The organism is Ureibacillus sp. FSL K6-2830 (assembly GCF_038004145.1).
In the GTDB taxonomy this organism is placed as follows: domain Bacteria; phylum Bacillota; class Bacilli; order Bacillales_A; family Planococcaceae; genus Ureibacillus; species Ureibacillus thermosphaericus.
In genome coordinates, this window is the sequence record NZ_JBBOQR010000001.1 from 1,667,884 (window position 1) to 1,681,057 (window position 13,174).

The 13,174-nt window shown below is 35.6% G+C and carries 13 protein-coding genes; all 13 read left to right on the forward strand.

The window, feature by feature from the left end; all coding sequences use genetic code 11:
- The first annotated feature begins 2 nt into the window (after positions 1-2).
- The 13 genes from NSU17_RS08215 to NSU17_RS08275 all read left to right on the forward strand — a co-directional run bounded on the left by NSU17_RS08215 (position 3) and on the right by NSU17_RS08275 (position 12,976).
- Positions 3-962 (forward strand): ribose-phosphate diphosphokinase, encoded by a 960-nt coding sequence (locus NSU17_RS08215; RefSeq protein ID WP_016838848.1) that lies wholly within the window; start codon positions 3-5, stop codon positions 960-962.
- Between the two features lie 189 nt (positions 963-1,151).
- On the forward strand, positions 1,152-1,775 hold the full coding sequence (locus NSU17_RS08220) for a 50S ribosomal protein L25/general stress protein Ctc (RefSeq protein WP_340704759.1): 624 nt from the start codon (positions 1,152-1,154) through the stop codon (positions 1,773-1,775).
- Positions 1,776-1,983: 208 nt separating this feature from the next.
- Positions 1,984-2,541: an aminoacyl-tRNA hydrolase gene (gene pth, locus NSU17_RS08225; protein WP_340704760.1), complete on the forward strand. Its 558-nt coding sequence runs from the start codon at positions 1,984-1,986 to the stop codon at positions 2,539-2,541.
- A 93-nt stretch (positions 2,542-2,634) separates the two neighbouring features.
- Entirely contained in the window at positions 2,635-2,862 is a 228-nt protein-coding gene (locus NSU17_RS08230) for an anti-sigma-F factor Fin (RefSeq protein ID WP_016838845.1), read from the forward strand.
- 140 nt (positions 2,863-3,002) lie between these two features.
- The gene (mfd, locus tag NSU17_RS08235) at positions 3,003-6,536 is read left to right on the forward strand and encodes a transcription-repair coupling factor (protein WP_340704761.1); all 3,534 of its coding nucleotides are present in this window, start codon (positions 3,003-3,005) and stop codon (positions 6,534-6,536) included.
- 228 nt (positions 6,537-6,764) lie between these two features.
- On the forward strand, positions 6,765-7,301 hold the full coding sequence (gene spoVT / locus NSU17_RS08240; RefSeq protein WP_016838843.1) for a stage V sporulation protein T: 537 nt from the start codon (positions 6,765-6,767) through the stop codon (positions 7,299-7,301).
- 276 nt (positions 7,302-7,577) lie between these two features.
- Positions 7,578-9,191, forward strand: a complete 1,614-nt coding sequence (locus NSU17_RS08245) for a putative polysaccharide biosynthesis protein (RefSeq protein ID WP_340432685.1) — start codon at positions 7,578-7,580, stop codon at positions 9,189-9,191.
- An 8-nt stretch (positions 9,192-9,199) separates the two neighbouring features.
- Positions 9,200-10,657 carry a nucleoside triphosphate pyrophosphohydrolase gene (gene mazG / locus NSU17_RS08250; RefSeq protein ID WP_340432688.1) on the forward strand — a complete coding sequence of 486 codons (1,458 nt, stop codon included), beginning with the start codon at positions 9,200-9,202 and terminating at the stop codon, positions 10,655-10,657.
- Positions 10,658-10,660: 3 nt separating this feature from the next.
- The gene (locus tag NSU17_RS08255; RefSeq protein ID WP_016838840.1) at positions 10,661-10,951 is read left to right on the forward strand and encodes an RNA-binding S4 domain-containing protein; all 291 of its coding nucleotides are present in this window, start codon (positions 10,661-10,663) and stop codon (positions 10,949-10,951) included.
- A gap of 111 nt (positions 10,952-11,062) precedes the next feature.
- Positions 11,063-11,362: a sporulation protein YabP gene (gene yabP, locus NSU17_RS08260; RefSeq protein WP_016838839.1), complete on the forward strand. Its 300-nt coding sequence runs from the start codon at positions 11,063-11,065 to the stop codon at positions 11,360-11,362.
- A complete protein-coding gene (gene yabQ, locus NSU17_RS08265; protein ID WP_340432691.1) occupies positions 11,359-11,853 on the forward strand; it encodes a spore cortex biosynthesis protein YabQ in 495 nt (164 codons plus the stop codon). Before yabP ends, yabQ begins: the two co-directional genes overlap by 4 nt.
- 47 nt (positions 11,854-11,900) lie before the next feature.
- The gene (locus NSU17_RS08270) at positions 11,901-12,323 is read left to right on the forward strand and encodes an FtsB family cell division protein (RefSeq protein WP_340704762.1); all 423 of its coding nucleotides are present in this window, start codon (positions 11,901-11,903) and stop codon (positions 12,321-12,323) included.
- Positions 12,324-12,550: 227 nt separating this feature from the next.
- Complete coding sequence (locus NSU17_RS08275; RefSeq protein ID WP_340432695.1) at positions 12,551-12,976, forward strand: S1 domain-containing RNA-binding protein; 426 nt, start codon at positions 12,551-12,553, stop codon at positions 12,974-12,976.
- Positions 12,977-13,174 lie beyond the last annotated feature (198 nt).

Sequence of the window (13,174 nt, forward strand, 5' to 3'; positions counted from 1 at the left end):
TCATGCCGTATTCATACGCTGATTCTAAATTAAAAATATTTTCGCTTAATTCAAATTATCCGCTAGCACAAGAAATTGCAGAACTAATGGGTGTTGAGTTAGGAAAATGTTCTGTAAAACACTTTAGTGATGGAGAAGTTCAAATTAATATTGAAGAAAGTATTCGCGGTTGTGACGTGTTTATCGTTCAATCAACTTCTCATCCAGTAAATGAACATTTAATGGAACTTTTAATTATGATCGATGCAGTAAAACGAGCATCTGCACGCACAGTCAATGTAGTGATTCCTTATTATGGTTATGCTCGACAAGATCGTAAAGCAAAAGCTCGTGAACCAATCACTGCAAAACTAGTAGCGAATTTATTGGAAACTGCTGGTGCAACACGTGTAATTGTGTTGGATCTACACGCTCCTCAAATCCAAGGGTTCTTTGATATTTTAATTGACCATTTAATGGCCGTTCCGCTATTATCCGATTACTTTAAATCTAAAAACTTTGCTGAAGATGAAGTTGTAGTCGTTTCTCCAGACCACGGTGGAGTGACAAGAGCTCGAAAAATGGCTGAACGCTTAAAAGCGCCGATTGCCATTATCGATAAACGTAGACCAAAACCAAATGTGGCAGAAGTAATGAACATCGTTGGTAACGTTGAAGGAAAAATTTGTATTTTAATTGATGATATTATTGATACTGCTGGAACGATTACAATTGGTGCGAATGCATTGCTAGAAAACGGAGCAAAAGAAGTATATGCTTGCTGTTCACATCCCGTGTTATCAGGTCCAGCAATCGAACGAATTCAAAACTCTGTTATTAAAGAATTAGTTGTTACAAATACAATTAAATTACCAGAGGAAAAAATGATTTCAAAAATTACTCAATTATCTGTTGCACCATTAATGGCGGAAGCAATTTCCCGCATCTATGAAAACAAATCTGTAAGTACATTATTTGATTAATGCTTGAATTAAAATGTAGATAAAATCAGATAAGATTTTGTCTACATTTTTTTTTAAAATTTTAGCAATTTGGACAGAATGAAAAAGAACACATTCTTTATTGAGGTGTGTGATTTATGGAAACTTTCAGAAAATGGACTATAATAGAAATTAGGTAGTCCATAATTTTCTAATGGAGGGGTTGAAATCGTGAGCACAGTATTACAAGCGTCCGTACGTAAGACTGGTGTACGTTCAGAGCTTACCCAACTTAGAAAAGGAGGAAAATTACCTGCTGTCATTTATGGCTATAATATCGAAAATACGCCAATTGCAATCGATTATAAAGAGGTAGCAAAAGAAGTTCAAAAAAGAGGAAGTACAAGTATTTTCGATATTGAGGTAGAAGGGAAAAAACTAAAAGCACTCATTAATGAAGTGCAAAGATGCCCGTTAAAAGGACAAGTACTCCATGTTGATTTTTTGTCAGTAAACATGGATGAGGAAGTTGAAGTTGATGTACCAATCCATGCAGTTGGAGAAGCGATTGGTGTGAAAGAAGGCGGAGTACTAACCCAAATTCTAAGTACATTAAAAATAAAAGTGAAGCCCGCTGAACTTCCAGAGAAAATCGAAGTGGATGTATCGGAATTAGGGATTGGAGATACACTTTTTGTAAGTGATCTTAGAGAAAGGCTCCATTTCAATATTATTGAAGGTGATGACGTAACAGTATTTACAGTCACTTCACCAGCAACTGCTCGCGATGCAGGACAAGGAGATAATGATAATCAAGATATGAAGGCTACAGAAGCTCCTGAATCTCAAGCATAAACCATTGGGTTGTCTAAGTATCTGACTTGGACAACCCTTTTCTTATTGTGATCAGATAGGTTGAATTTGATGATAGTATGGGTAATTAGCGTAAACAATGTAAGAGGAATGATAGAAAGTTTACATACTTAGTGTCTTTATTTAACACTTTTTTTTATATTATGTGATAAAATAAGCGCAGCGAATTAGGATAAAAAGGAATGGTTTCATGAAACTAATAATAGGCTTAGGTAATCCAGGCAAAAATTATGATCGTACTCGACATAATATTGGATTTATGTGTATAGATGCGTTAGCAGAAAAATGGAATGTGACATTAAGTGAATCAAAGTTTAAAGGTATGTATACAGTTGTCCATCGACCTGAAGGAAAAGTAATGTTGTTGAAACCGCTAACGTACATGAACTTATCTGGTGAATGTGTTCGACCAATCATGGATTACTTTGATATAGATGTTGAAGATATAATTGTTATTTACGACGATTTAGACTTGGAGACAGGTAAACTTCGGCTTCGGCAAAAAGGAAGTGCTGGAGGGCATAACGGCATTAAATCGCTTATTCAGCATATTGGAACGCAGGAATTTAAACGCATTCGTGTCGGTATTAGCAGACCGCCGGTTGGCATGAAAGTCCCTGATTATGTCCTTTCAAAGTTTTCTAAGGAAGAAGAGCCTGTTATTGAACAAGCAATTGAAAAAGTGGTCCAAGCCTGTGAGGCATCATTGTCTAAAAAATTCATTGATGTAATGAATGAATTTAATTAAGCAAAAAGTGTTGAAATAAATTACAGTGCATAATTGATAATCGAACAGTCTATACTTGGAATATATACCGAAGCTCGTTAAGGAGGATCCAGTATGACTGTTCGTTACCGTTGTAGATATTGCGATACCGAATTAGGTACATTACCTTTTAATGAAGAAGAAACAATACGCAAGCTTCATTTATTCGAAGTTGGCGAAATAGAAGAATTTATCGAAAAAGATGAACTTGGAGTAACGACAGTACACTGTATTTGTGAACATTGTGAGGAATCGTTACGACAATTTCCTGATTATTATGCTTTAAAAAAATGGATTCAATAAAAATAACGCTTTGGACGAAAATTGTCCAAGGCTTTTTCCAATATATTGTAAACTTGCAGTAAACGAAATAAACGTAATGTTTCGGTTGATTTATAGAATGGCTACATAACGAGTGCCTAAGTTGGAAGGAGGTTTATACAATGGGAGTTATAACTCAATTATTCTCTCAAGATAAACATATAAACATGCTAATTAACCAATTGAAAGAACAAACGTTTAAATCTCAATTAATTACAGGGTTAACTGGAAGTGCACGTGCAGTTTTTATTAATGCGCTTTTTAATGAATTAAAACGACCAATTTATATTTTATCTCCTAATTTATTGCAAGCGCAAAAGTTAGTAGACGATTTAACATCCCTTGTAGGAGAAGGATATGTTCATTATTATCCTGCAGATGAATTTATTGCAGCAGACATGACGATAGCATCTCCTGAATTAAGAGCAGGACGGATTTCTACATTGGATCACTTAATAAGAGAAGAAGTAGCGATTTACGTTATTCCTATTGCAGGTATGCGTAAATATATGACGCCAGTGAAACAATGGAAACATAACCTTTTAGAAGTACATGTCGGTCAAGAAATAGATATAGACCAATGGCTTTCGAAATTAGTAGAAATGGGATATACACGAAGCCAAATGGTAACAACACCAGGTGAGTTTGCATTGCGTGGAGGAATACTAGATATCTATCCCCCCTATGCAGAGTCACCATTTCGTATTGAACTTTTTGATACCGAAGTAGATTCCATCCGTGAATTTTCTGCAGACGATCAACGTTCCGTTAAAAAGCTAGAGTCGTGTCGTATTTTGCCGGCCATTGAGTTGCTGTTGACGTTAGACCAGCGCATTCAATTGGCAGAGCGTTTAGAAAAAGCGCTTTCAAGAAGTATAAAAAAGGTCAAAAAACAGGAAGTTCAAGAAGCATTATATGAAAATATCAAGTACGATATTGAAATGTTGAAACAAGGGAATTTACCTAATCATGTGACGAAATATGGATCATTATTATATGAACACCCAGCATTTTTAGGAGATTATTTTTCAAAAGATGGCATTATCTTATTCGATGAGCTTGGTCGAATTCAAGAAGTGACAGGAGCATGGGAGCGGGAAGAAGAAGAGTGGTTCATATCATTAATAGAAGAAGGAAAAATGGTTCATGATGTTCAACCTTCTTACACCTTTAAAGAAATTTTCTCTATGTTGGATTTGCAAAAAATATATCTTACATTGTTTACTCGCAACTTTACCGGTATTCGGTTTGACCAAACGACGAATTTTTCCTGCAAACCAATGCAACAATTTCACGGACAAATACCGCTCTTACAAAGTGAAATTGAACGCTGGAATCGAGAAAAATTTACTGTGCTATTTGTCGCTGATGGAGAACGTCGATTAGAAAAAATCAAAAATATTTTAGAAGATTACAAGATTGATGTCACCATTGGACATCCAAAGGGAGAAGGAATCTTCTTAATTGATGGACAGCTTAGTTCAGGATTTGAATTGCCATTGCAACGTTTAGCAGTAGTGACAGATGATGAATTATTTAAACAGCAAGCTAAACGGAAAAAAACTCGTTCTCAAAAGATGACCAATGCTGAACGGATTAAAAGCTATACAGAGATAAAGCCGGGCGACTATGTTGTTCATGTTCATCACGGAATCGGAAAATATATTGGTATTCAAACTCTTGAAGTGAACGGAACGCATAAAGATTATCTTCATATTCGTTACCGCGGTGATGATAAATTATATGTACCTGTTGATCAAATTGATTTAATTCAAAAGTATGTTTCTTCAGAAGGGAAGGAACCAAAGCTTCATAAACTGGGCGGTACAGAATGGAAAAAAGCGAAAGCAAAAGTTTCATCTGCTGTTAAAGATATAGCAGAAGAATTAATTAAACTATACGCAAAACGGGAATCAGAAAAGGGGTTTGCTTTTTCGCCTGATACAGATGAACAACGTGAATTTGAAAGTGCTTTCCCTTATGAAGAGACTGAGGATCAGCTTCGTACAATTCTTGAAGTAAAGCGGGATATGGAACGGGAACGACCAATGGACCGGCTCGTTTGCGGTGATGTGGGATATGGTAAAACGGAAGTGGCAATTCGGGCAGCTTTTAAAGCAATAATGGACGGTAAGCAAGTGGCGTTTCTTGTGCCAACGACCATATTAGCACAACAACATTATGAAACCTTTAGCACAAGATTTCAGGATTATGCAATTAAAGTGGGCTTATTAAGCCGATTCCGCACTCGAAAGGAACAATTGGAAACAATTAAAGGACTAAAAGATGGAACGGTGGATATCGTCATCGGTACTCATCGACTTCTTTCTAAAGATGTAACGTTTAAAGATTTAGGATTATTGATAGTCGATGAGGAACAACGATTTGGCGTTACCCATAAGGAAAAAATTAAACAGTTAAAGACGAACGTGGATGTGTTGACATTAACAGCGACTCCGATTCCAAGAACCCTCCATATGTCAATGGTTGGTGTAAGAGATCTCTCTGTTATTGAAACACCTCCGCAAAATCGTTTCCCAGTTCAAACGTATGTGATGGAATATAATGGCGCGTTAGTGCGAGAAGCCATTGAAAGGGAGATGGCACGAGGAGGTCAGACTTTCTATTTATATAATCGTGTAGAGGATATGGCGAAAAAAGTAGAAGAAATTCAAATGCTCGTGCCGGAAGCTCGAATTGGTTATGCGCATGGAAAAATGACTGAGGCCCAACTGGAGTCAGTGATTCTTAGCTTCTTAAATGGCGAATTTGATGTGCTTGTGACTACTACGATTATTGAAACGGGCGTTGATATGCCAAACGTAAATACGCTCATTGTCCAAGATGCTGATAAGATGGGGCTTTCTCAACTTTATCAATTGCGTGGCCGTGTAGGAAGATCAAACCGAGTAGCATATGCATATTTCATGTATCAACGTGATAAAGTACTAAACGAAGTTGCAGAACAACGACTTCAAGCCATTAAAGAATTTACGGAATTAGGATCCGGTTTTAAAATTGCAATGCGCGACCTTTCCATTCGTGGTGCAGGGAATTTACTAGGCGCACAGCAGCATGGTTTTATCGATACCGTAGGATTTGACTTATATACTCAATTATTAGAAGAAGCGATTGCTGAACAAAAAGGAGTGAAACGTGAAGAGAAAGAAGAAGTCGAAGTGATTCTTCATGTTGACGCGTATATACCTGATCGGTATATTCCTGATGGGTATCAGAAAATTCAAATGTATAAACGGATTAAAGCGATGGAAAATCCGGAAGATTACCATGAAATTCTGGAAGAATTACACGACCGATTTGGCGATATGCCTCCTGAAACAGAAAAGCTATTGCGCATAGCTCGAATTAAAGCGTGGGCTACACATTCGGGCATTGTGTCAATTAAAGAAAAACAAAAAGTCATTTCAATTGTGTTTTCGGAAGAAGGCACAAAAAATGTGGATGGTTCTGTTGTAGTAACAGAAACAATGAAATTTGATCGAGCAGTTGGATTTAGTATGGATGGACCGATATTGACTCTAACAATTGATGAAAAAAAATGTGGAAAATATGAACCGCTTGATGTATTGGAACAAGTCGTTGAAATTGTTTATAAGGCAAGGAAGAATAATGTAGTGGAACAAGAGGCAAAATAAGACTGTAAGAAATGACCCAAATATTATATTTTGGGTCTTTTTATTCCTTCATTGTTGTTTAATGTTTTCAATTATTGTTATATTTTAAAAATTTTTTGGGCATATTAATTTTACAAATTTTCGACGAAATAAAAACAAAATCCTCCCAATGTATTTTTTGCATACTTTGCCTAAAGAGTAAACATACTATCTGTGAAATAATACGATTCAGAAAGCGAGGCAGCATAGATGAAAGCAACAGGAATAGTACGTCGTATCGATGATTTAGGTCGTGTTGTAATACCAAAAGAAATTCGCAGAACAATGCGCATTCGTGAAGGAGACCCTTTGGAAATTTATACGGATAGAGAAGGTGAAGTTATTCTGAAAAAATATTCACCTATTAATGACTTAGGCGAGTTTGCAAAAGAATACGTAGAATCTTTGTATGAAACAATTGGCACTCCAGCATTAATAAGCGATCGAGATGAAATGATCGCTGTTGCAGGATTATCTAAGAAGGATTACACAAATCGTCGACTTTCAACTTTTGCAGAGGATTTTATGAAACAGCGCTCTGTTGTGATGGAAAAGAATGAAACAACAATTGAATTAGTACCAGGACAATTTGAGCAAGTGAAATCTTATTGTGTAGCTCCAATCGTTGCAAATGGTGATACAATTGGGGCAGTATATTTGCTATCTAAAGTTCATTTCCTAAGCGAAGTGGAACAAAAAGCAGCGGAAACAGCGGCACACTTCTTAGCAAAGCAAATGGAAAACTAAATCAGAAGGAAAACGTCTCTTTCTATAAGAGGCGTTTTTTCGTTGTTTGGGAAAATAACACAACATGCAACATAAGAAATTGCACCTTGAAAAGCATATGTTTACTGCTTCAATGTATGGTCTTAAGAATTCACCATTGATTGGCCCGGTTAGGAGATTCGATTGCAAATAAAATTCTGGCAGTAGTTATGTACAAGTGGGAAGAAAGTAGATTTTTTTATTTAAACGACTCTTTGGTATACTTTCTATTATGTAGATAAGGAAAGAGGATAAGGTATGTCAAATTCATTTGGAATGAAAGGATATATGAAAGGCGCTTTATTACTAACCATATCAGCGATTATCGTAAAAATATTGAGTGCCTTTTATCGAGTGCCCTTTCAAAATTTAGTGGGAGATGCGGGTTTTTATATTTATCAACAAGTATATCCTTTTATATCATTTTTCGTTGTATGGACTTCAGGAGGATTCGCTGTAGCGATTTCTAAAATGTTAGCAGATGCGGAACTATCTCCTAATGCTGAATGGAAAAAGAATATTATTTCCAAAACGGTATTTTTCTATTTAGTTGCGTTATCGTTATTCTTTTTTTTGGTACTATTTTTAGGAGCCGATTTATTAGCAATATTGATGGGAGATGAACAGTTATCTCCACTTCTAAGAACAGGTTCCTTTGTTACATTGTTTATGCCGCTACTTGCAATACTGAAGGGAACTTTTCAATCCCAAGGCGAGATGGCCCCAGTAGCCAATGCCCAAGTATTTGAGCAACTCATTCGAGTTACGACTATTTTAGCTGGTGCCATTTTTGTGATGTTTACTTCTGGGTCTCTTTACTTAGCGGGCAATATGGCAGTGTTAGGAACCGTCATAGGGGAAGTAGCAGGGGTTCTATTGTTGTTATATTATGCCAAGAAAACATTTCCTTCCTTTCCTTTCCAAAAAACGAAAAGTGCAGTAAAGAAATGGCCGATTGTGAAAGAAGCGACTTTATTAAGTTTAAGTATAAGTATGAGCAGTTTATTGCTCTTAAGTTTTCAATTAATTGATTCGTTTACTGTTTATTCGTTAATGATTGAAAATGGAATTGACTCGCAACTTGCAAAAGAAACGAAAGGGATTTATGATCGTGGCCAACCACTTGTGCAATTGGGCATCTTGATTGCCTCTTCTTTATCAATTGCAATTGTTCCGCTAGTAGCTGTTCAGTCCAAAAAAAATACAGGAAGAGGAGCAAAACCTTTTATTCAGTTAACATATCGAACAGCCCTACTTTTTGGAGTAGCTTCTTCATTAGGATTAATGATTGTGATGCCTTATGTGAACGAAATGTTATTTGAAACGAATTCGCTTCAAAACGTATTAACCGTTTATGTACTACAAATTATACCGTTATCGATTATTTTGACGTTCACAGCTATCTTACAAGGCATGGGGAAATTAAAAGTGCCATTTTTCATTTTAGCAGGTGCTATTTGTTTTAAATTAATCGGCAATATGGCTCTTGTACCTTTCATGAACGTATTGGGTTCTGCAGTTACGAGCAGCGCAGTGCTATTTATCGCTGCAATTTTACTTATCCTTTATTTAAAAAAATTAACGTTCATTCAATTGGCTCCTCGTAACTATTACATAAAATTAATCGGCGCAAGCACTGTAATGACTTTTGCTGTTTTCTTATTAGATGGGTTCCTCCAAATGAAGAGAGGTATATTTGCTAACAGTCGAGTAGAAGCAGTATGTTTCGGAACAATCTTAATTGCTACAGGAGCTTTTGTATTTTTGACGTTTGTAGCAAAATCTCGTATGCTTTCCGAAAAAGAGTGGTTTTTAATCCCTTTTGGCCGGAGAATGGCTGTTTATCAGCTTTTGTTAAATAGAAGAAAGTAGGTGGAAAAATGCATATAACAATCATGGGGCTCGGTGCATCGGATTATGAACAATTACCAATTGGTATTTATAAAAAATTAAAAGAAGCAAAAAAAGTTTTTGTTCGTACAATGGAACACCCTGTATTGCGTGTGTTGCAAGACGAAGGAATCCAATTTGAAAGTTTTGATCACGTGTATGAAAAACATGATACGTTTCAACCGGTTTATCAAGAGATTGTTGAACATTTATTAGAAGCTGCGCAGTCAGAACCTATTGTATACGCAGTACCTGGCCATCCTTTAGTGGCTGAGCAAACAGTACAATTGTTAATTGAAGCTGAAAGAGAAGGAAAAGTTCAATTAGCAATTGAAGGAGGACAAAGTTTTTTAGATCCGATATTTGCTGCCCTAAAAATCGATCCTATTGAAGGGTTCCAGTTGCTAGATGGGACAAACTTCTCCATTCATGACGTTAACATGCGTTCCCATGTACTGATAGCTCAAGTGTATGACCAATTTAGTGCATCCGAAGTGAAATTAACACTAATGGAAAAATATCGGGATGATTATCCAATTACCGTTGTTACTGGTGCAGGATCTAGTAATGAACTGATTAAAACGATTCCGCTTTATGAATTGGATCAAGCGATGGAATTGAATAATTTAACGACCATCTATGTTCCGCCAGTAAAAAGTCATCTAGACGCTTTAAAAGACTGGACTACTTTTAGAAACATTATTGCTACATTGCGCGGACCGAATGGCTGTCCATGGGATCGAAAACAAACTCATGAAAGTTTAAAAAAATATTTGATTGAGGAGACTCATGAATTCCTAGCAGCGGTTGATGAAAAAGATGATTTTGGCATGGTAGAAGAACTTGGGGATATTTTATTGCAAGTTTTCTTGCATGCTCAAATTGGAGAAGATGAAGGCTATTTTAATTTAGAAGAAGTGTTGGAAAGCATCTCTGAAAAAATGATTCGTCGTCATCCGCACGTATTCGGCGATCTTTCAGTGAAAGATGCAGATGAAGTTGTATTAAATTGGGAAGAAATTAAAAAGCAAGAGAAAGGTGAACAAAAAGAATCTTTATTGAAAGGGGAGTATCGACCAAATTCATCATTGCAAACTTCTTATAATTACCAGAAGAAAGCCGCTGCAGTAGGCTTTGATTGGCCAGATGCAAGCGGTGCTTTATCGAAATTCAATGAGGAATGGAAGGAATTCCGTGAAGAACTGGAGAAAGGTAACAATGAATCGATAATGGACGAATTTGGAGATGTTCTGTTCACCCTTGTCAATATTGCTCGTTTTTATAATATATCCCCTGAAGAAGCAATGGTTCACGCCAATGAAAAATTTGCTAGAAGATTTCGATTTGTTGAAGAACAAGTGAGAAAGAGCGGAAAAACTTTTCAAGATTTTACGTTAGAACAACTAGATGAATTTTGGAATGAAGCAAAACATTTAGAAAAGGAGTAAGTTATGCGATTAGATAAATTTTTAAAAGTATCTCGATTAATTAAACGCCGCACCTTGGCAAAAGAAGTTGCCGAACAAGGGCGAATTACAATTAACGGAAAAGTTGCAAAAGCCTCTTCCAACGTAAGTGCAGGTGACGAGCTAATGATTCGCTTTGGACAAAAAATCGTCACTGTTCGCATAGAAGAAATTAAAGAGAATGTTCGAAAAGAAGATGCAAGTAAAATGTTTACCATAATCAAGGAAGAAAAGTTAGAAAAAATCGAACCAGAATTTATCGATGATGAAGAATAAAAAAAGAGAAGAAAAAATATTTTTTATAGCATGACATCTATTTTTGTTGTCATGCTTTTTTTATTTCCCGCATAAAGTGAACAGAACAAACCATTAAAGGAGGAACGATAAATGACACAAATACATCAAGAAAGCAATTACACTATTACTTCTGGAGATCATCTCGTGACAGTGAGAAATAGAAAAAGAATGGACATGACATCAGTAAAGGAAATTGAAAGATTCGACCAGGAGGAATTTTACGTAAGAACATCACAAGGACACTTGCTTATTCGTGGAGAGGAATTGCGCATTGTTCATTTAGATGTGGACAAAGGATTATTAACACTAGAAGGAAATGTAAAAGCCCTTCAATATGATGATGATGAAAATGGGTTAACTAAAGGCTTCCTCCATAAATTATTTGGATGACAGTTAACGAACAGTTTTTCAGTATCGTAATAATGACGATAAGTGGCGTTATAATTGGCGCGGTTATTGATGCAACAAGAATTTACATCAGCGCCTTGTCACCTAAGTCATTATTACGAAAGTTTTCATTAATCGTTGAGGTTTTCGTCTGGGCACTGCTAGGTGTTGCAAGTTTTTATATTATCTATTTAATAAAGGGTGGAGAGTGGCGTTTAGTAGACCCATTATCACAAATTTTAGGTATTTTTCTATATGAATCATTTTTTCAGCCATTTTTCCGGTTTCTCGGCAGGGTATTTATCATTATTTTTATTAATCCAATAGTAGCGATTGTAAAAATTACTCTGAAAACAATAAAAGGGATAATTAGACTAGTAATTCGAATTTTAATTGTACTATTTAACCCTTTTTACAAACTATTTGTGGTTGCGAAAAGACCTTTTCACAGAAAATTTATAAACTTAAAAAGAGCAATCTTTAAAAAACGTTAAATACTAAGTATAATGACAATACAATGACTATTTAGGAGGTGACGGATGTGGCCAAGCATTATAATAACAGACATGGGAATATGAATATTCGTAAAATAGATAATGACTATGTCCGTTCTGCAAATCGTCAAATGGAAAAGTTGACGAAGCAAAAAGTTCGATTAAGAAGAAGGCTGTCTCTATTCTTTGTCATCGCATCCGTCGTCATAATTAGTTTAATCAGTATGATCTTTAACCAAAATGAAAGATTAGCGCAAAAAGAAGCAGAAAAAGAAAAGGTATTATCAGAACTTCAAGAAATAAAAAAAGAACAAGAATTATTACAGTTGCAAATAAAAAAACTTGAAGATGATGAATATATTGCAAAATTAGCCCGTAAAGAATACTTCTTATCGGAGGAAGGAGAAATCATTTTCTCCATCCCTAAAGAAGAAAAAGAAAATGAAGAAGATAAAAAGAATAAAAAATGACATTTTTCCAGGCTGTATTAAAATTGTTATTTAAAAATAAGAAATTACTATTGAAGAAATGAAGAGAATAAAAAATACAAGCTGAAAAAGAGTTGTCTTGTTGACACTCTTTTTTTGTTGGCTATAATAAAAGAGAGCATTAGCAAATTTTTTGCTCATTTTATATAATTATGATTACTGGCGATATTTTATTAGCCGTTTAAATTTTAAGGAGGAGCATTTTTTTTATGTCAATTGAAGTAGGCAGCAAATTACAGGGGAAGGTCACAGGAATTACAAATTTTGGAGCGTTTATTGAGCTGCCAGATGGTAAGACGGGCCTTGTCCATATTAGTGAAGTAGCTGATAACTACGTGAAAGACATTAACGATCATCTAAAAGTTGGAGATATCGTTGAAGTGAAAGTGTTAAATGTTGAAGAGGATGGAAAAATTGGCCTATCGATAAGAAAGGCTAAAGCTCAATCAGAAAGACCTGAACGTCCTCAAAGACCACGTCGTGAAAACCGTTCAAATGAACGAAACGAACGCCAATCAAAAGAAAGTTTTGAACAGAAAATGGCGAAATTCTTAAGAGATAGTGATGAGCGTCTTGCTTCATTAAGACGTGCAACTGAGTCAAAACGAGGTGGACGTGGCGCAAGAAGAGGGTAGTTTGCTGTCTGTTTTAATTGAGTAATTTTTAAATAATCTTTTTTACAATGAAAATGTCAAAATACAGATAACAAAATCGGTTATTCGTTAAAATGGGTCGACTATATTCCGTCAATAGTCGACTTTTTTTTATTTAATTGGTAATGATTTTACTTGTAGTTGCGAGACAAAATTATTCTAGAAAGTTAGATTGTGAAA

What these genes read in the sequence shown, in the direction of transcription:
- NSU17_RS08255 (WP_016838840.1), top strand. Translation starts at nt 10,661, where the DNA reads ATGCGATTAGATAAATTTTTAAAAGTATCTCGATTAATTAAACGCCGC.
- yabP (WP_016838839.1), top strand. Translation starts at nt 11,063, where the DNA reads ATGACACAAATACATCAAGAAAGCAATTACACTATTACTTCTGGAGAT.
- yabQ (WP_340432691.1), top strand. Translation starts at nt 11,359, where the DNA reads ATGACAGTTAACGAACAGTTTTTCAGTATCGTAATAATGACGATAAGT.
- mfd (WP_340704761.1), top strand. Translation starts at nt 3,003, where the DNA reads ATGGGAGTTATAACTCAATTATTCTCTCAAGATAAACATATAAACATG.
- NSU17_RS08230 (WP_016838845.1), top strand. Translation starts at nt 2,635, where the DNA reads ATGACTGTTCGTTACCGTTGTAGATATTGCGATACCGAATTAGGTACA.
- NSU17_RS08245 (WP_340432685.1), top strand. Translation starts at nt 7,578, where the DNA reads ATGTCAAATTCATTTGGAATGAAAGGATATATGAAAGGCGCTTTATTA.
- mazG (WP_340432688.1), top strand. Translation starts at nt 9,200, where the DNA reads ATGCATATAACAATCATGGGGCTCGGTGCATCGGATTATGAACAATTA.
- NSU17_RS08275 (WP_340432695.1), top strand. Translation starts at nt 12,551, where the DNA reads ATGTCAATTGAAGTAGGCAGCAAATTACAGGGGAAGGTCACAGGAATT.
- spoVT (WP_016838843.1), top strand. Translation starts at nt 6,765, where the DNA reads ATGAAAGCAACAGGAATAGTACGTCGTATCGATGATTTAGGTCGTGTT.
- pth (WP_340704760.1), top strand. Translation starts at nt 1,984, where the DNA reads ATGAAACTAATAATAGGCTTAGGTAATCCAGGCAAAAATTATGATCGT.
- NSU17_RS08215 (WP_016838848.1), top strand. Translation starts at nt 3, where the DNA reads ATGCCGTATTCATACGCTGATTCTAAATTAAAAATATTTTCGCTTAAT.